The organism is Bradyrhizobium genomosp. I (2014) (assembly GCF_000261685.1).
GTDB lineage: Bacteria > Pseudomonadota > Alphaproteobacteria > Rhizobiales > Xanthobacteraceae > Bradyrhizobium.
Map to the genome: position 1 here is coordinate 1 of NZ_AJQE01000097.1, position 17272 is coordinate 17272.

Sequence of the window (17272 nt, forward strand, 5' to 3'; positions counted from 1 at the left end):
TGCCCTACCGCGCGAGCGGTTTAGTCCTCTGGCCCCTAGCTGACCTTCACGGCCATGCCGACTGGAGGCCACTTTTGACCCACAGCGGACTCCACCTCATCGCCTTTCAGGCGGGCGCTCATTGGTGTTCAAGACAATCAAGAAGCGAAAACAAAATGATGAAGAAAAAGGCCCGACCGCAAATGCGGCCAGGCCAGTTTACTGGATATGAGAAAGCTGCGGTCAGTACCGTCCGGCAGAGGGCCCGCCGAACTTGTAATTCACGCGAACCGTGACGAGGTCGACATCCTGACGAATGCGATCCGCACCGAATGCAACGCCCGCGGGGGTTGTGAAGGTAAGGGTGCGATCCTGCATGAACAGATGATCGTATTCGACACCAGCCGACCAGCCGGGGGCAAAGCCGTATTCAAAGCCTACGCCGACGGTACCGCCCCAACGGGTGTCATCGCCGGTGCTGGCAAGCAAGGCGCCAGTCGCAGTCGAGTAGATCCGGTTTCGATTGTCGGTCACAGCAGCACCGCCCTTGACGTAGAACAGGACGTTGTTGGTGGCCCAGCCGAGCTGACCCGTGAACAGACCGAACGCATTGATCCGCGATTCGTTACGGAAGCCCGGTCCGAAGAGCGTGCTCAAGTTGCTGCCTCGCAGGTCAGCCCAGTCGCCCTGCGCTTCGAGGCCGAACACCCATGTTCCAGTCTGCCAGCGATAGCCGATCTGACCACCCGCAACGCCGCCCGTTGCGTCGTGCGAACCTTCGGGGCCCACCAGGAACGGGGCAACCGAATCCCAGCTGTTGCGACTTGAGCCCCAACCGCCGTTGGCGCCGATGTAGAAGCCGCTCCAGTCGTAGATCGCGGCGACCATTGGAGGTGCCTTCGTGTAGGGACGCGCAGCCAGATCTGCCGCGCTGGCCGGAGGCGATAGACCGAGCGCCAATGCCCCGGCCGTTGTCATCAGAAGTCTTCTCACTAAAGTGTCTCCCCGAAAAAGAGTTGAAAGCACGACACGCGTACCCCCACTGCCGAGCACACCTTAACCTTTCCCTCGCTCGTTGCTGTAGCCGGCTTGCAACACTCTGCCGCGATAATTCCAAATAGCTCATATCAATTAGACACTTAAGTTCCACAAGGCTTAGCATTTCTTATAGGGTGGCGAACGTCTTCAAGGCCGGCAGACTCTTTTGCTTCTGGCCAGTCACTGACGACGTGAAGCGCGGCTTCAACGGCACGGGGTCCGTTACAATTTTCGGATGTAGACCCAACCGGACCTCGACGGACTGCGACAGGGAGTCCTGCGAATTGTGGGCAACAGGCCCGGAATCCAGGCGATCCCGAGCCACTCCAGAACAGCCGACACGTTGCTTCCATTCGATCGACTTCTCCGACCGTCCCACCTCCCGCTCCAGCCGCCGGTAGTGCTCGGCCAATCTTGTCGGTGGCTCGTTCGCGTCCGAGCATCAGGAAATAGTTTAGCGACTGCGATGGTGACCTGCTCGGCCGTCCAGTCGGTCCCCTTGGCCGCCGGCCCTGTATCATCTGCGTCCACTGGGTCCACTGGTCGCTTTCCCTGCTCGCACGGAAAAAGCCTTCCAGGCAGCAGCCCATCCGCAAACTTTCGAAAAGCCTTGCATGCGTGGTGTGCCGCGATATGCGAGTTGCGCTCGATCGCAGGACCGCCTTTATCCCTGTGGCCTTCAGGAGGTGCGATTCACCGGATGAGAGTCAGGGTTGACTTATCCAAGAAGCGCTTCAGTTTGGCGGCGAGCAGATCTCGGGTACGGATCTCGCATTCCCAGATGACCAGAACTCGCCGCCCGATCTTGCGAAGTTTTTTTCTGCTATCGGCGTCCCGGGGACGTGTCGCGCGAGAGTTTTGCGGCCCAGAAATTCTTGCAGGTCGCCGGCTGTGTGGATTTCGAGCATCCTTGTGTTGATGCCAGAAACAGCCATGAACGAACACGACCGTGGCAAGACGATGTCGTCACTCCCATTTCGGCGTCTCGATCCGACGCGGCGGCGGCGGTGCCGGTGTGCATGCCGGGCTGCTACGGCGAACTTCTGCCGGCAAAGCCGACCGATGTGTTCGTTGCCTTCTTCAAAGAGCCCACCACGACAGCGACCGCTCGCCGAACGCGCTGCTATCGCGGGTTCGCCCGCACCCGGACGTTGAGGCCAGGATCAAGCCGTTCATAGGAAGTTTCACCTTCCAGCTGCTGGGCGAGCAACTGGACGATGCGCGACCCCAATCCGCCGGGCTCTGCCCCCTCGGGCAGACCGACTCCGTTATCGGAAACCGACAGCTCGATGCCGCTTCCACTTGCGAACGAGACCGCAATGTGGCCGGGCCTGTCGGCGGGAAAAGCGTACTTCAGCGAGTTCGTGACAAGCTCGTTCGTGATCATGCCGATCGCGAGCGCATGGCTGCTGGCCAGGTCGATGTCCTCGCAGACCACCTGAAATGCAATCGGCCCGGGAGGCGCCAAAGACTGGAAGACCTTTTCCACGACGTTGTTCAAAAAAAAGCGCATGTTCACGGAGTTCGAATCCCGCTTTGGCGAGAGATGGTCGTAGGCCTCCGCCATCACCTGCAGGCGACGCGCGGTGGCCTCCAGCGCGGCCGCGACTTCCGAACCGCCGTGTCTCGCCTCCAGCCTAATCATACCGCCAAGGATTGCGAGGTTGTTCTTCGTCCGGTGAGCCATCTCCTGCAGCAGCAGGGCCTTCGTCTTGTCGGCCAAAACCACCCGCCCCAGCTCGGAGCGTTGGAATTCGGCGACGGCGGCCGTTCCGGCTGCGGTGATGGCGAAGAGAGCGTTAGTCGCCAAGTAGTCCATGCCGTTGTTGCTGGCATAGCCGACGTAGGCCCCGATGGCGACCGCGATGATGGCTGCGAAAATTCCAGAGCCGCGGTCGAAGACGAGGCCCGAGAGAAACACACCGGGAAGCAGCAGGAAATATCCCGGCGAACCCGTCTGCATCTGCAGTGCCATCTGCAGGACGGCGCAGCCCAGCATGATGCACGCCGAAATGGCGTACCTGGCTACTGTCGGAAGCCCATGCTCCAGGACGAGAGGGAAGAGCCTGTTCATGGACAGAGAACCGCAGCCACGCATGCCCGTTCCTCACTACGGCGCGTCTGCTCCAGGCCACGGGCCCAGCGCTCTCGCAAGCTGCATCAGAGCCGGGAACGACCGCAACGTTGCGCCGTTCGAATGTGAGACACTAAATCCACAAGAGCCCCCAGTGAGCGTACTTCTCGTCGAAGACGATCCTCTGATCCGCGAATTCGTCGTCGATGCCCTGCGCGAGGCCGGCTATCACGTGATCCATGCGAGCACGGGAGAGGAAGCGCTCGCTTGGTGCGACCGCCGCGTCGCGGATGTTCTGATCACCGACGTGAGGCTACCCGGGCAGGTCGACGGGTGGCAGATCGCGGAGCGCTATCGGGAGCAGTACCCGAATTTGCCGGTCGTCTACGCGACCGGCTTCTCGCCGGTCCCGCCTCGCCCGGTCCAAGGCAGCCGTATCGTGAGAAAGCCCTTCCACCCGGACGAGATCGTGCGGGTGGTCCAGGAGCTCGGCGAGACGAGGCGAGCACCCCCGACCTAGCGATCAACCGGCGGCCGCACGTCCGGAACTTCAGCGGGTGTGGATGCGCGAAGATCCAAACTTCCTTCACGCAGGAACGAAGGCTTGGCTGCCAAGTTTTCCCAACGCCCCTGCCCTAGGGGCGAACCCGGTACTGGCCCCAGCTCATAGCCCCCTAGAGCTGGGGCCTTCATACCGGCAGGCTATCTGTTCGGGAGAGCTTCAGCGAAATCGCTCGCCGACCACTATTCGTCGACCGCGGCAGCGGTGTTGCCGAGCAGCTTCAGCGCCGTCTCGATCTTTGAAAGCAACGCCTGGATCTCGGCCCGTTCGTTCGGACCCGGATCGGTCTCAAGGCGCGCGAGCAACTGCTCTTTCTGGGCCAGGAGCTTCGCAACAGCCGACATCTCATCATCCCCACAGGAACCGACGGAGAAAGGGCCGCTCGAGAGCGGCCCTTTCGTAGTTCACCAGCTCCGGGTACCGAAGCTGAAACCGATGCTCGGCCCACCGCCATAGTAGCCGTAGCCGCGGTCGTAGTAGCCGGGGCCGCCATAGTAGCCGTAGCTCCGGCGGACCACGTACCCGTCGTCCCCGCCGTAGTAGCGCTGGACGTAGCGTGGGCCGCGGGTCCGGTAGCAGCGACCGTACTCGTTACAAACGAGCCTGACCTGCTCGGTGGCACCGAGCTCGGCCGATGCGATGGCCGCAGGGGCGAGCGGGGCGGCATTCGCCGACGCTGCCATCAGGGTCGCCGTGAGCGCTCCCAACACGATGGTTTTCATGGTTCTTCTCCTTCGGTTGCGAGATCAATCGATCTCTTCGATGATGCGACGCTCGTGAGGTTCGACGATGTAGGTGCGCCTGTCCCGGTTGATGTACCGGTACTCGCGAAGGGTCGGAGCATCCCGATAGACCTCCTCCGGGAAGGCCTCGATCTCCACGCCCTCCGGCACGCGCTCGCCGGTCCGGATCTCGGTCCGGACCGAGCTGCCGGTGGTCACCCGCTTCTCGCGCTCGACCGGTCGCGCCTTGGCGTGCTTGCGGACGACCTCGCGTTCACGGTCGCTGAACGTCACCTTGCGCTGCTCGGTGCGCGCCGGCGCCGACGCGGTCGAACGGCCCGAGTACGGCAGGACGGTCACGATCTTGTAGGTCGATGGTTCGATGATCACGATCTCGTCCTTCACCAGGACGAAGTTGTAGCCCCGATACTGCGGCACGATCTCGACGACCTCGGCCGGCAGCGGCTGCAGCCGGATGTCGCGCGGGACGACGGTGCCCACCGACAAGGAGAAGTTCACGTTGGTGAGGGGCTGCACGTTCAGGTGCGAAATCGACGCGCTGATCCGGGTCCGCTGCTGGTCGTTGATGTTCACCGACGCATTCACGTTGGTGTTCGACGAACGATCCGCCGTGTTCTGCTGATTGTTCGGCTGCTGCGCGGTATTGGTCGAGCCGCTACCCGAGGGCGACTGCGCCTGGTTGGTGCCGGAAGCCGGCGGATTGGCGCTCTGCGTCGTGCCAGACGGCGAGTTGGTCTGCGCCTGGTTGGACGGCGTCGTGGACTGGTTCGTCGGCTGATTGGTCTGGGCCTGGTTCGTCGAGTTGCCCGAGGCGGGCGCCTGGGTGGTGTTGGTGCCTGACCCGGAATTGGACGGCGGGCTACCAGAGGTCTGGTTGGTCGATGACGGCGACGGGCTCTGAGCCGAGTTGCTGGAGGGAGTGGTCTGAGCCGAGCCCGACGAATTCGAGGGCGTCGACGTCGAAGAGGACGGCGTCGACGTGGAGTCCTTTTGCTGCGTTGCGGACGGAGTGGAGCTCGACGTGCTCGGAGACGATTGCGCGAATGCCGAAGTCGCGATGGCAACCGCAGCGGTCGTGGCCAAGAATAAACGCTTGTTCATCTGAAACCTCCCAAATGTGGACGCCGATCAACCCTCGGCGCCGCCTTCGGTTCCAGCCGGGAAAATCTGGCAATCCGCAGCGAGATCGAGCTTGCGATTTGCCCGGCGGCTAGAGATGCTGCTTCGCGGAAGGGCAAGCACGCGTTCACCAAGACGGCGTCGCCCGCCCGCCCGTCGTGCGAACGCCGCTCCACACGATCTCCATGGCACCGTGGCCCGCTGTGTCTTTTGATACATTCGCGCCACGTCCGAGGTGCTACGACTTACCAAATGCCGAGCGGCGGGGCGGCCGATGAAACGACTAAGGCATTCCTTGGGGGACGTCGGCAATCCTAGCTGTCCAAATTGCCGTGTAACAATGAAATGGTTTCGGTCCGAACTCGTCCGGGACAATCCCACGACGATGATCGCGCACCTCTTCGTCTGCCCAAATTGCAAGGGCGCGCAAGGACAGGACACGGATTTCGAGCCGGTTGTCGTGCCGCCAAACAGGCTGGCCGGACCGCGATTTCAGGTCATCAAGGGGGGCAAGCAGACCACCTGAAAGCGGTTCCATCATGGCTTCCAGACTGGGAAAAAGTGGAACTTCTGCCGCGTCCGCCTCGTTAGCAATAGCCACTTTACAACTGCTTGAGGAGAACTCCATGAAGAAGCTGGTCGTGTGCGGCGCGCTCGCCGCTTTCGCTCTCGGCACCCAGGCCGCCAGTGCCGCCGAGTTCTACATCGTCCGCGATGCGACGACCAAGAAATGCACCGTCGTCGACACCAAGCCGACGACCACCACCACGACAGTGGTGGGCAACGGCGTCTACAAGACCAAGACGGAGGCCGAGTCCGCCGTAAAGACCACCAAGGTTTGCACCGAGCACTGATCGCAGGCCGATTTAACGAGCGGCTCGTCCGGTACGCCGGGCGGGCCGTTTTGTTTCGGCCGAACGATTCCTTCGGAGGCGCTACCTGCCAGCGACCAGCTCGCGATATCGTTCTTCGTATTCCTTCGCCATTCGGCTCGCGACGAAGCGCTCCTCGAAGCGGGCGCGGACCCTTCGTCGGTCCAAGCGGATGACCTTCTCGACTGCTTCGATCGCCTCCTGCTCGCCGTCCACGATGAATCCGGTGACGCCGTCCTCCACGACCTCCGGCACCGATCCGGAGCGATAGGCGATCACCGGCGTCCCGCATGCCATCGCCTCGATCATCACCAGGCCGAAGGGCTCGGGCCAATCGATCGGAAACAGCAAGGCGGAGGCGCCGGCGAGGAACGGCTGCTTCCGCAGTTCGTCCACCTCGCCGATGAGCTGGACCGTCTCTCCATCGATCTCGGGTTCGAGCTTCTTCTTGAAGTAGGCCGTTTCGGCCCGGGGTATCTTGGCGGCGATCCGGAGCGGCATCTGAACCGCCCGCGCGATGCGTATCGCTGCTTCAGGCCCCTTCTCCGCCGTCAGCCGCCCGAGGAAGGCCAGGTACGATCCGGCTTCGTAGGAGGGACGAAACAGATCCTTGGGCAGCCCGTGCGGAATCGTCGCGATCCAATTCGCGTCCGGGAGCGGACGCCGCTGGTTGTCCGAGATCGAGACAAAAGGAGCCTTCGGGAAAGTGCCGATCACATCGGGCAGCCCCGGAAGGTCGAGCCGCCCGTGCATGGTCGTCAGAAACGGCACTCCAGTGCGGCCCAGGACCGGCAGAGGCAACCAATCCACATGAGAATGAGTCACGTCGAAATCGCGCGCGCGCTCGCCGATGGCCTCGATCAAGAGCGCGCAGGCGGCGTTCGGATCGACGCCTTTCCGCCCCAGGCGTAGCGCGCGCGGCCACACGGCATGGAGCTTGGCTTTCGTGCTCGAGTCGCCGCTCGCAAACAGCGTCACGTCGTGCCCGCGATCGACGAGCTCGTCTACCAGCCAGGCGATCACCCGCTCGGTGCCTCCGTACAGCTTCGGAGGGACGCTCTCGGCCAACGGGGCAAGCTGGGCGATCCGCATCGAGCTAGGCTCCGAACACGATGCGCAAGCCGATCACGATGATCGCGGAGATCAGAAACGAAATCGCGAGCAGCGTCCAACCGGGCCTTGTGCTTCCGATGGCTGCGCGTGCCAATAGCATTTTCATGCACGTCAACATTCGTCTCTGGGAAGCCGGTGCAGGTAAGCGATCCCGAAGCTGGCGAGCTCTCCGGTATCACCCTGGCGCTCTTCCCATCTCCTGTGCAGATGGCGCTCCAGCAAACAGCGTCGGCTGTCGCGAGCGCCGACGTCGGGGCGCCGAGCGCGGTACACGTTCCAGGGGGTCTCCGAGGCGTTCTTCAAGACGACATCGTCAACCATTTCTGCGCTCCCGGCGACCGATCCGATCGCTGGCAACTCGACACAGTCGGCAAAGTTTCCAGTTTTTCCCGAGCGCGTGCCTCAACGCACAAGCGGGCGTTCAGCAAGCTTTTGCGCGGGCCCGCTCGCGTACCGCACGACGGCGCTGCAGGCGCTGGCTTCGGCCGGAGCGCCTGGCGGCGAGAGGTGTGGACGCCGCTGGACTTGAAGCCGGCGGCTCCACGGCGGGCGCAGCGCTCTCCGTCGTTGTCTCGGCAGGCTTGGCTTCCATGAACCCCAGCACGGCACGGCCCTTCTCCGTGATCCGCCATCCGCCATTCAGACGCTCGACCAATCCTTGCGAGAAGATGTCGAGCTCCGGCACGCGAGCGGCAAGGCGCTTGGTCCGCTCGGCCCAGTCGCGCCCGCTCGTCGCCAGGATCGCCATGTCGCGCTTGAGATCGACCATGACGGCGAACCCGTCGGGATAGCTCACCAGGATCTTGAGCACGGTGACCTGGAAGTTCACCCCAGCCTTCCTCGACCTATCGCCACATGGTCGGAGCGTCGTGGAGGGCCGCGCGTCCGACCTGCTTCAGCTTCTCCGGCGAGCTGTCGCCGTTCGTCGCCGCTTCCAGAATCCTCGAAGCAACATGGGTGCGCGCCGCGGTTTCGTGGCGCGAGACGTCTTCGCAGACCTCGTCGGATACGGCGCGCAAGAGCGCGGTCGTGGCCGGATCGAACATGGAAACCCCCAACGCAGGAAGAGTTAGCTTACCGCGGAATAGCTTTGCGACGAATTCAACAAAGTTAACCGCCCCGCCCCAAGCATGAACGGCCCCCACGTGCGAGCAGCCCACCCGGCTGCAAAGCTGCTCCTTCGGTCCCCTTCTTTGACCCTCTCCCAGGCTTTCCGCTCACCACGATCCGCCGGCAGTCGCATCGGCGCGCTCGAAGGCGAGACGGCGGTCGGGTGTCCGCTTCCGCAGCATTGCCGACCGCTTCGGATGCGTGAGGACCGCCGCAACGTGGGCCGGCTCTTCCTTCTGGGCCTCGCCGGATGGTGCGGCAGGCATGGCGGCCATGGCTTCTCGCACTTCCCGCGGCAGCTCTTCCGGGATCGGATCGGCCTGCGCGATCATCGGTACCTCGGCGCGCTGGCTGGTGTCGAAGACGATTTTCTCCGGAAGGCTCCTCGCCGATTTTATCCGGATGATGGTCCTGTCGGGGTCGGCCACGGCGGCGGCTTCTACCGGAGCGGGCAGGTACCGATCCGCAGCGAAGAGCAACGCCAGCAGGAACCCGCCGACGAAGACGAAATAACGAATGATCGGCATGGATGGCCGCTCGGAAATGGGAAATCAAGGTATCGGCGGATGGGAGGCGGGCCGCTGCGATCAGCGACCCGCTAGAATGCTCAGTCGATCTCCTGGACGACCGTCCGGGTCGACGGATCGACCAGCATCACGCGCTCGCCCGAGTAGACATAGCGGTACTTCCTGAGCGAAGGACCCCAATCGGCGGGCACCGCCTCGAGCTCGACCTCGCGCGGGACGGGCTGGCCGCCCACGATCTTCTGCTGCACCGGACGAACCTTGTGCTCGGTGACGTAGGTGCGGATCTTGGTGCGGTATTCCGGCTCGATCTGCACGGCGGCCGAGTGACCGGTGCCGGTGGTTGTGACGACCGTCGACTGCGCCATCGCGCCCGTCGAGATCAGCGCGGCCAGGGCCGTCGTCACTAGAAGATTGTTCATGTTGTTCTCCTCGCCGCCAGATGCGGCATGCGAGAACCCGCAGATGATGGCAAGGTTCCGGAAAGAGGCAGGAGAATTGCCATATTTTCCCGAACGTCGGAGGCGAGAGCGCGGGAAGTCGGCTCGGATCAAGGATTGGCTCGAGCCCCGAGAGCGTGGTCCGCCAGGCACTCGGTAAGGTCATCCCTTCTGCAGCACGGTCGAGAGCGCCGAGGCGTCATTCAATATCGAGAAGACCTCGCGCGAAGACAGATGCGCGGCGGCTTCCTCGAACGTCTCGCTGGCATCCACCTTGGCACGTCCGACCGCCAGGTTGGCGTCTACGGTATCGGGCCTGGCAGCGCGCGGTGGCGGCAACTGGGCGACATGAAAGGCCAGCAGCTCGGGGGCTTCGCGAAGCTCCGTGAGAGCGGGTTTGATGCCGACCTCCGCCGCCGCACTCAATTCGTTGGCCCGGCGCAGGATTGAAGGCGGCTCCCGGTCTTCAGGGGTGGCGAACAGTTTGCCGGACGACGGCCTGGCCGTCAGCGCCCCGATAGGAACAGCGAACAGCAGCCCGACGATCACCGGCGACATCCAGAGCAAAAGTGGCAACGAAACGGCGTAGGCGCTTGCGGCCATCGCAACGCCGCACAAGGTCGGGATGCCGTACTTCCGATAGAGCTCGCGGCGCTCCACAGTGCCGTCGTCTCGTCTTTGCGTCTGCCATCCGGCATCGCGGCCGGCCAGAATCTCGACGACCGCGATCGACTGAAAGATCATCATTACGGGCGCCATCAATGCAGAGATGACGATCTCCGCGAGAACTCCGGCCGAGGTCCGCAACGCGCCGCCGAATTGGCGCCTCACCGGGCTCCGCGTCCAAACGACGACCAGACTGAGCAGCTTCGGCAACAACAACAGTCCCATCGTGGCGACGAACACCCAAATAGCGAGCACGGGATCCTGGGCCGGCCAGGTCGGAAAGAGGGAGAAGCCCTTGGGAAAATACTCCGGGCGCACGAAGCGGGCCTGGAGCGAGATCAGCATCCCCAGCAGCAGGAATAGCAGCCACAGCGGCGCCGTTAGATAGGCCCCGATCCCCACCATGAAATGCAGGCGCGATACCCAATGGAGACCGCGAGCGGGCACCACGGCGAGATGCTGAAGATTGCCCTGACACCAGCGCCGGTCGCGCGCGGCGAAATCGAGCAGCGAAGGCGGCACCTCCTCAAAGCTTCCGCCGAGCGTCGGCAGCATGTAGATACCCCACCCCGCCCGCCGCATCAGCGCGGCCTCGACGAAATCGTGGCTGAGGATGTGCCCGCCGAACGGCTTGGGTCCCCGAAGCTGCGGCAGCGCCGCCGCTTCCGCGAACGCCTTCACGCGGATGATCGCGTTGTGGCCCCAATAGTTGCCTTCCGAGCCGTGCCACCAGGCCACGCCGGCGGCGATCATCGGCCCGTACAGCCGGCCCGCGAATTGCTGGACGCGGCTAAAAAAACTTCGCGCGTTGACCACCATCGGGAGCGTTTGGACGAGCCCCGCGGTCGGATTGGCCTCGATGGCATGGACCAACCGGACGATGGTCTGTCCGCTCATGAGACTGTCGGCGTCGAGCACGATCATGAAGTCGTAGACGGCGCCGAACCGCGTGATCCACTCGGAGATGTTGCCGGCTTTCCGCGCCGTGTTGTCGGCGCGGTGGCGATAGTACAGTCGCGGCGTCCCCACCGCCTGCCGTAGCGCGAGCAACGCTTTCTCCTCGGCGACCCAGATGTCCGGGTCGGTGCTGTCGCTCAGAACGTACCAGTCGAACAGCTCCCCGTGCGAGGTCGCCTCCAAGGATTCGATCATCGCGCGAAGCCGCGCCGTCAATCGGTGCGGGTCCTCGTTGTAGGTGGGAAGCAGCATGGCGGTGCGGCTCACGATCGCAGGCAGCTCCGCAACTACCGCGGTCGGATGGGTCAGCAGCACGAAGAACCCGGCGAGTGCGGAGGCAAACGAGAAAGCCACCCACGCGAGCAAAACGAGGAACAGCACCAGCACCATGGCTTCCAGTACGGTGACGCCGCCGACCTCCAGCACGCGATACATCTCGTAGCCGCCCGCGCCCGTGAGCGCCGCCGTCGCGAGCAGAATGAGGCCGCGGCGCCAAGCCATCGCGGAGCCCACCGCCGCAGGAACGCGGTCGGGGACCCGGGCCTTCCCGAGGTTGCCAGGAGCCATCGGAAGCGGCGTCTCGCGAGGCAGCAGGCGCTCCGTCGCGATATCGCCGGCGACCGGTCGCGTCGCCGTGGTCAGGGGGCCCATCGGTAGACCCAGACTTCCGACAAGGGCTTGTCACCCTCGGTCAGAAACGCGCGCAGCTCGATCGGCTCGCCTTTCACCTGGCACTGGAAGCTGAGCCGCCAGCCACCGGTGTAGGGATTGGGCTGCGTGACGATGTTCTTCACTTCGGACTTCTCCGCCGTCACCACGCCTTTCACGCCCGCGGGATCGATGCCCTTCAGGTTCTCACCGACCAGATCGAGGACGAAGAGGCGGGCATCCTCGCCCCGCGCCCCTATTCCGCTTCGCGTGAAGCGCGCCAGCGAATGCGGCTTCGGGCTATCCGGGCCCCAGTGCAGCCGATAGGTGTAGTTGTGTTCGCCCTTGGCCTGCAGGGGGTTCTTCGGCCGCCAGAACGCGGCAATGTTGTCGTGAACCTCCTCCTTGGTCGGGATCTCGAATAGCGTGACCCCGCCCTCGCCCCAATCGCCGATGGGCTCCATCCAGAGACTTGGGCGTTTTTCGAAGCTGGACTCGATGTCCTGGTAGGCGAAGAAGTTTCGCTCCCGTTGCATCAAGCCGAAGCCGCGGGGATTGAGATCCTGAAAGGTGCTGATCTGCAGATCGCGCGGATTGCTGAGCGGGCGCCAAAGGCTTTCGCCCTTGCCGTTGAAGATCGCCAGGCCGTCGGAATCGTGGACCGACGGACGGAAGTCGTCGATGTCGTTGCGGTCGTTCGGGCCGTAGAAGAACATGCTGGTCATGGGCGCGAGACCGGCGCGCTGCATTTCGACGCGCGGATAGACCGACATTTCAACGTCGAACACCGTGGTTTCGCCCGGCCGGACGGTGAAGCGGTAGCTTGCCGCGCAGCTTTTGCTGTCGAGGAGAGCTTGGATGACCATCGAGGTTGCACCCGACGCCGGCCGCTCGAGCCAGAAGGCCTTGAAGAGCGGAAACTCCTCGCCCTTGGCTTCGCCGGTATCGATCGAGAGTCCGCGGGCGGAGAGCCCGTACGTCTGCCCCTTGGCCACAGCGCGGAAATAACTCGCGCCCAGGAATACGCAGACCTCGTCGTAATAGTCGGGACGGTTTATGGGCGCATGGATGCGGAAGCCTGCGAACCCGAGATCCGTCTCCTCGAACGCCGGGACCTTCTCTCCGAAAGAAAAGTCCGCCTTGCGGTACTTGATCTCGGCGACCTTTCCATCCGCGACCTCGAAGATATTCACCCTGTTCTTGTAAAAGAAGCCACGATGGAAGAACTGCGCTTCGAACGGAAGATTCTTGCCACGCCAAAGGGCCCGCTCAGGCAAAAAGCGGATCGAACGGTACTGGTCGTAGTCCAGGTCTTTCAACCCGGCCGGCAGCTTCTCGTCGGGCGCCTCGAACGGCTTGCTTGCGATCGCACGGGCAAGATCCCTCACCGTCGACGGGCCAAAGGTCTCGTCCGACGCAGCGGCGAAGCCGCTGCGCGAGGCGAGTAGCATCGCCGGCAGTAACGCCGACCCTTGAACAAGCTGGCGTCGGTTCACGTGTACTCCTCGCTACTGCTGCCGCGGCCAAGCAACGATCACCATGGCCCGTGGGTTCCACGGCCCGCGTATAGTCCCAGAGGTACATACTTCCAGCATCATTGGCCGAGGCTCTGCCCGTAGGCGTCGGTGGCTGAGAGACCGATTGCGCTCCCGCCCGCACCAAGTGGAGCACAACCATGCCTATTGCGCGCTTGCTCGCGGACATCACCATTGCGCCAGAATAGCGGAACGCTCTCGAGTTGGCCTTCAAGGCCGCTCTCCGAAAACTCGAACTCGTCGATCGCGAGGGCCCTTGTGCGCTGTCGTCGCAAGGAAGATGCTCGAACTTCATCAGCGCGGTGTGACCGATGCTGCCGCACTCTCCGATCTGACCATTCGAGAAATCGGTAGGCAGCGGTTCAACTCAGCGTCGGCTCGCTACGCGAATGCCCGGCGAGTACCTAACTCCCTTCGGAGCGTAGCTCTCGTCGCTTCGCGCAGGTGATCGGCCAAGGACCCACTTACGTCTGGAGAGCACCTTCCTTCTATCGTGACGACCGACCTGTACCCTGTTGCGGGCGGCCCTGACACCCTTCGCGGTATAGGTGCCGCAGCGATTAACTTGCCGCCTGCTCGGCGGCGCGGCGGGCCCGTCGTCCGGTCGTCTTCACACGCTCGTTCGCCGTTTTTTCCGCTTTGGCGCGCGATTCGCATTTCTCCCGCAGGTCTTCGATCTCTTCGTCCGTGAGATGCTCGATACCGACAAGGGAGTTTCGCGCCGTCCCGACGCGGATCAATTCGTCAAGCTTGACCTGCATGGCTGCGCTGTCGCGGTTCTGGGAATTCTGAATGAGGAAGACCATCAGGAAGGTGACGATGGTGGTGCCGGTGTTGATGACCAACTGCCACGTGTCCGAATAGCCGAACAACGGACCGGTGACTGCCCAGATGATGACCACCAGGGCCGCGAGCACGAAGGTCGACGCGCGCCCCGCAGCCTGCGAGGTGCGGGTAGCAAACTCGCCGAAGAAGCGGGCGGTGCCGCCTTCCGTTTTCTTCCGCCTATCACGCATGAGATCCTCCGATTTTGAGAGAACGGGCGAAGAGGTTCGCGGGTTCCCCGTAAGGCGCATCGACCACTAGCCTCAGTCGAAAGTATGAACGTCCGCAATGGGATCTGCGGAACTGGAGGGCAAACGTTCCGGTTGGATGCCCAGCATGGCTCGGATCGAAGACTACGCCTTGATCGGCGATTGTGAGACTGCGGGTCTGGTCGGGCGCGACGGGTCAATCGACTGGCTCTGCGTCCCCCGCTTCGATTCGGACAGCTGCTTCGCGAAGCTACTCGGCGATGAGCACAACGGATACTGGAAGATTTGCCCCGAGGCTCGCTCGAGCAGCGAACGACGCTACCGACCGGGCACCTTGATCCTCGAGACGACCTTTACGACCGACTGCGGCCGGGTCCGCCTCATCGATCTCATGCCGCCTAAGACGGATCTCTCGAAGGTCGTCAGAATCGTCGAAGGACTGGAGGGCGAGGTCGAGATGCGCAGCGAACTTGTCGCGCGCTTCGACTACGGGACCAGCGTACCTTGGGTCAGCCGCCTTGAGGACGGAGCGGTCAGCATGGTCGCGGGCGCGTCGATGCTACTGCTCAGGACCGCGGTGCCGATGCGCGGCGAAGCCATGAAAACTGTGGGCTCGTTCTCGGTCGCGCGCGGCGAGACCGTGGCTTTCGTGCTTTCCCATCAGATATCCTACCAGGATCCCGCCGCTCCCGAGGACCCTGCGTCTCTTCTGAAACAGGCAGAGGATTTCTGGCGCAATTGGTCCAGCCGCTGCAAGACGGCAGGGCCATATTCGGAGGCGGTCCAGCGATCCCTGATAACTCTCAAAGCGCTGACGTTCGGGCCGAGCGGCGGCATCGTCGCCGCCGCTACGACGTCGCTGCCGGAGCAGATCGGAGGCTCGAGAAATTGGGACTACCGCTTCTGCTGGGTACGTGACGCCACCTTGACGCTACTGGCCCTCGTGGGCGCGGGCTTCTTCGACGAAGCGCGCGCTTGGCGCGACTGGCTCGTCCGCGCCGTCGCGGGAAGTCCGCGGCAGCTCCAGATCATGTACGCGGTCACCGGCGAACGCAGGCTGACCGAGTGGGAAGTCCCGTGGCTCTCCGGATATGAGAACTCCAAGCCCGTCCGGATCGGAAACGCGGCGCACACGCAGCTTCAACTGGATGTCTACGGCGAGTTGATGGACGCCCTCTACCAGGCGCGCCGCGGCGGTCTGCGCGAGAACAAGCGCGCCTGGGCGGTGCAATGCGCCCTGCTCGACCATCTCAAGAGCATCTGGAACCAGCCGGACGAGGGCATCTGGGAAGTGCGAGGCGGCGCGAAGCACTTCACGTATTCCAAGATCATGGCGTGGGTTGCCTACGATCGGGCCATCAAATCGGCTGCCGAATTCGGCATGAAGGGTCCGGTCGAGGAGTGGGAAGCGCAACGAGCCGCGATCCATGACGAGGTGTGCCGGCAGGGCTACGACGAAGAGCGGAAAACCTTCGTCCAGGTTTATGGCGAGCCGCAGCTCGACGCGAGTCTGCTGCTGATCCCGGCCGTAGGCTTTCTGTCTCCGGAGGATCCTCGCGTGATCTCGACGATCCAAGCGATCGAGCGGGAATTGCTCCAGGACGGTTTCGTCCGGCGTTACGATACGGGTGCGACGAAGGATGGTCTGCCGCCGGGGGAAGGCATGTTCCTGGCCTGCAGCTTCTGGCTGGCGGACGCCTACCATCTGATCGGCCGCGACGCCGAGGCCAAGGAATTGTTCGAGCGGCTTCTCGCGCTTCGCAACGACGTCGGCCTGCTATCGGAAGAATACGACATTTCGCGGCGGCGCTTGGTCGGAAACTTTCCGCAGGCCTTTTCTCACATAGCCCTCGTCAATACCGCCCACAACCTCACCCACCGCGAAAAACCCTCGGAGCACCGCGGTAGCAAGAGAGCCCTCCCCAGCGAGGGAGATGAAGCCGCGCGCTCCGACTAGGAGGTCCGCCATGACAGTGAATTCAACCGACCCGGCCGCTCCGGCAAGCCCGGGCGAGCGCTTGCGACCGCAGGCCCGCTTTCCCGTGACCCTGGAAGGGCAGCCTGCGCTGGTGACCGGCGCCAACTCAGGTATCGGCCGCGCGGTCGCGCTGGGGCTGGCCGCGGCCGGCGCCGACGTCGTCGTCAACTATGTCGTGGATCCCGTCTCAGCCGAAGAAGTCGTTCATGAAATCGAGGCCCGGGGCAGAAAAGCGATCGCAATCAAGGCGGACGTCAGCAACGAGGATGACGTCCGGTCGATGTTCGCCCGTGCCATCGATCATTTCGGCACGTTGCACATCGTGGTGAACAACGCCGGACTGCAGCGCGACGCGCCCCTCCATGAGATGACGATCGATCAGTGGAATAAGGTGATCGGCGTCAATCTCACCGGCCAGTTCCTATGTGCCCGGGAGGCAGTCCGCGAATTCAAAAGACGGGGCATCGTCGGTGACATCTCGGCCGCGGCCGGCAAGCTCGTCTGCATGAGTTCGGTCCATCAGGAGATTCCGTGGGCGGGCCACGCGAACTACGCGGCATCGAAAGGCGGCGTGATGCAGATGATGCGAAGCATCGCGCAGGAAGTCGCCCCCATCGGCATCCGCGTCAACGGCATCGCACCCGGCGCCATCCGGACGCCCATCAATCAGCGCGCCTGGGAGACGAGGGAAGCGTACGAAAGCCTGATGACGCTGGTGCCCTACAAGCGCATCGGAGAGCCGGACGACATCGCGCAGGCGGTCGCCTGGCTCGTCTCCGACGCCGCCGACTACGTCACCGGCGCCACCCTGTTCATCGACGGCGGCATGACCCTATTCCCCGGCTTCGCAAGCGGAGGCTAGGCAAAGCCTCAGGGTCAT

The 17272-nt window shown here is 63.4% G+C and carries 19 protein-coding genes; 4 read left to right on the forward strand and 15 right to left on the reverse strand.

Annotation, left to right across the window (positions count from 1 at the left end; translation table 11 throughout):
* Positions 1-222: 222 nt before the first annotated feature.
* Both IC50_RS09185 and IC50_RS43025 read right to left on the reverse strand, forming a co-directional pair.
* Positions 223-957 carry an outer membrane protein gene (locus IC50_RS09185; protein ID WP_035703233.1) on the reverse strand — a complete coding sequence of 245 codons (735 nt, stop codon included), beginning with the start codon at positions 955-957 and terminating at the stop codon, positions 223-225.
* Positions 958-2140: 1183 nt separating this feature from the next.
* Positions 2141-3016 carry a sensor histidine kinase gene (locus IC50_RS43025; RefSeq protein WP_081492397.1) on the reverse strand — a complete coding sequence of 292 codons (876 nt, stop codon included), beginning with the start codon at positions 3014-3016 and terminating at the stop codon, positions 2141-2143.
* Positions 3017-3245: 229 nt separating this feature from the next.
* Between IC50_RS43025 and IC50_RS09200 the strand changes: the two genes are divergently transcribed.
* Positions 3246-3611 carry a response regulator gene (locus IC50_RS09200; RefSeq protein ID WP_035703238.1) on the forward strand — a complete coding sequence of 122 codons (366 nt, stop codon included), beginning with the start codon at positions 3246-3248 and terminating at the stop codon, positions 3609-3611.
* A 224-nt stretch (positions 3612-3835) separates the two neighbouring features.
* Here the strand turns inward: IC50_RS09200 and IC50_RS42410 are convergent, their stop codons facing one another.
* Genes IC50_RS42410 through IC50_RS09210 form a run of 3 tightly spaced genes read right to left on the reverse strand, consistent with a single transcriptional unit; the run spans position 3836 to position 5497 of the window.
* Entirely contained in the window at positions 3836-3997 is a 162-nt protein-coding gene (locus IC50_RS42410; protein ID WP_193374107.1) for a hypothetical protein, read from the reverse strand.
* 60 nt (positions 3998-4057) lie between these two features.
* Complete coding sequence (locus IC50_RS09205; protein WP_035703241.1) at positions 4058-4375, reverse strand: hypothetical protein; 318 nt, start codon at positions 4373-4375, stop codon at positions 4058-4060.
* A 24-nt stretch (positions 4376-4399) separates the two neighbouring features.
* The gene (locus IC50_RS09210) at positions 4400-5497 is read right to left on the reverse strand and encodes a DUF1236 domain-containing protein (RefSeq protein WP_050990941.1); all 1098 of its coding nucleotides are present in this window, start codon (positions 5495-5497) and stop codon (positions 4400-4402) included.
* Between the two features lie 644 nt (positions 5498-6141).
* Between IC50_RS09210 and IC50_RS09220 the strand changes: the two genes are divergently transcribed.
* On the forward strand, positions 6142-6369 hold the full coding sequence (locus IC50_RS09220; RefSeq protein ID WP_028141949.1) for a hypothetical protein: 228 nt from the start codon (positions 6142-6144) through the stop codon (positions 6367-6369).
* Positions 6370-6450: 81 nt separating this feature from the next.
* Here IC50_RS09220 and IC50_RS09225 read toward each other — a convergent pair whose 3' ends face one another.
* From IC50_RS09225 to IC50_RS09265, 10 genes are all read right to left on the reverse strand, one after another.
* Complete coding sequence (locus tag IC50_RS09225) at positions 6451-7479, reverse strand: glycosyltransferase family 4 protein (RefSeq protein WP_035703245.1); 1029 nt, start codon at positions 7477-7479, stop codon at positions 6451-6453.
* Between the two features lie 4 nt (positions 7480-7483).
* On the reverse strand, positions 7484-7606 hold the full coding sequence (locus IC50_RS43675; RefSeq protein ID WP_256379450.1) for a hypothetical protein: 123 nt from the start codon (positions 7604-7606) through the stop codon (positions 7484-7486).
* A gap of 5 nt (positions 7607-7611) precedes the next feature.
* Positions 7612-7821: a hypothetical protein gene (locus IC50_RS09230; RefSeq protein ID WP_028141947.1), complete on the reverse strand. Its 210-nt coding sequence runs from the start codon at positions 7819-7821 to the stop codon at positions 7612-7614.
* Positions 7822-7921: 100 nt separating this feature from the next.
* On the reverse strand, positions 7922-8329 hold the full coding sequence (locus IC50_RS09235) for a hypothetical protein (protein WP_035703251.1): 408 nt from the start codon (positions 8327-8329) through the stop codon (positions 7922-7924).
* 16 nt (positions 8330-8345) lie between these two features.
* Positions 8346-8546: a hypothetical protein gene (locus IC50_RS09240; protein ID WP_028141945.1), complete on the reverse strand. Its 201-nt coding sequence runs from the start codon at positions 8544-8546 to the stop codon at positions 8346-8348.
* 171 nt (positions 8547-8717) lie between these two features.
* A complete protein-coding gene (locus IC50_RS09245) occupies positions 8718-9137 on the reverse strand; it encodes a hypothetical protein (protein WP_050990942.1) in 420 nt (139 codons plus the stop codon).
* A gap of 80 nt (positions 9138-9217) precedes the next feature.
* Positions 9218-9556, reverse strand: a complete 339-nt coding sequence (locus IC50_RS09250; protein WP_035703254.1) for a DUF1236 domain-containing protein — start codon at positions 9554-9556, stop codon at positions 9218-9220.
* Between the two features lie 180 nt (positions 9557-9736).
* Positions 9737-11848: a glucans biosynthesis glucosyltransferase MdoH gene (gene mdoH, locus IC50_RS09255; RefSeq protein WP_028141943.1), complete on the reverse strand. Its 2112-nt coding sequence runs from the start codon at positions 11846-11848 to the stop codon at positions 9737-9739.
* A complete protein-coding gene (locus IC50_RS09260; protein ID WP_080670152.1) occupies positions 11836-13296 on the reverse strand; it encodes a glucan biosynthesis protein G in 1461 nt (486 codons plus the stop codon). The genes mdoH and IC50_RS09260 overlap by 13 nt, the downstream gene beginning before the upstream one ends.
* A 644-nt stretch (positions 13297-13940) precedes the next feature.
* Positions 13941-14396, reverse strand: a complete 456-nt coding sequence (locus tag IC50_RS09265) for a low affinity iron permease family protein (RefSeq protein WP_028141941.1) — start codon at positions 14394-14396, stop codon at positions 13941-13943.
* A 136-nt stretch (positions 14397-14532) separates the two neighbouring features.
* Between IC50_RS09265 and IC50_RS09270 the strand changes: the two genes are divergently transcribed.
* On the forward strand, positions 14533-16371 hold the full coding sequence (locus IC50_RS09270) for a glycoside hydrolase family 15 protein (RefSeq protein WP_050990943.1): 1839 nt from the start codon (positions 14533-14535) through the stop codon (positions 16369-16371).
* Positions 16349-17254, forward strand: a complete 906-nt coding sequence (locus IC50_RS09275; RefSeq protein WP_244429559.1) for a glucose 1-dehydrogenase — start codon at positions 16349-16351, stop codon at positions 17252-17254. The genes IC50_RS09270 and IC50_RS09275 overlap by 23 nt, the downstream gene beginning before the upstream one ends.
* Positions 17255-17272: the final 18 nt, after the last annotated feature.